The organism is Protofrankia sp. Cj3 (assembly GCF_917627355.1).
Taxonomy (GTDB): domain Bacteria; phylum Actinomycetota; class Actinomycetes; order Frankiales; family Frankiaceae; genus Protofrankia.
In genome coordinates this window covers 1,535-2,175 of sequence record NZ_CAKJTR010000265.1, presented here as the reverse complement: position 1 = coordinate 2,175, position 641 = coordinate 1,535, and the positions used below count along the sequence as shown (strand labels likewise).

Here is a 641-nt window from a genome sequence, read left to right as displayed (position 1 = left end):
TCGTACGGATCGCCGACGCTCCCGACGGACGGCGTGGCGCCGGCTTCAACGAGTCGCTCGGTGTAGCGGATTGACGTGTACTGCGAACCTCGGTCAGAATGATGCACGAGCCCGTCCAACGGTTCGTCCTTGCTGCCCCAGATGGCCATTTCCAGAGCGTCGAGGGGGAGGCCGGTCCGCATATTGGTGTCGAGCCGCCACCCGACGATTTTCCGGGAGTACACATCGGTCACGAACGCCGCGTACACCATTCCGTCCCAGGTCGGAATGTAGGTTATGTCGGCGACCCACAGAGCGTTCGGCCGGTCCGCGGTGAACTGCAGGTCCACCAGGTCCTTCGGTCTCGGAGCGCTTGGGTCGACGCGGGTCGTGCGGGGCCTGCCGCCGCGCAGCGCGCCGACCAGCCTCGCGTCGCGCATCAGACGCTCGACCGTGCAGCGCGCCACCGTGATCCCTTCCCGGTTGAGCTGACGCCACACCTTCCGTGCCCCGTACACCTCGTAGTTCTCCTTCCACACGCGTCTGATTTCCACGAGGAGTTCGGCGTCGCGTTGCGCACGGGCCGACGGCGGCCTGTTTTTCGCGGCATAGTAGGTTGACGGGGCGACCTGTAACACGTCGCAGATCGGCTCGACCCCGCC

Annotated in this window: 1 protein-coding gene; it reads right to left on the bottom strand. The window is 66.0% G+C overall.

Translation table 11 applies throughout. The features are described from left to right. Positions 1-641 (bottom strand): IS3 family transposase (locus tag MJ783_RS21905; RefSeq protein WP_239313451.1); only part of this gene is annotated, 641 nt, incomplete at both ends.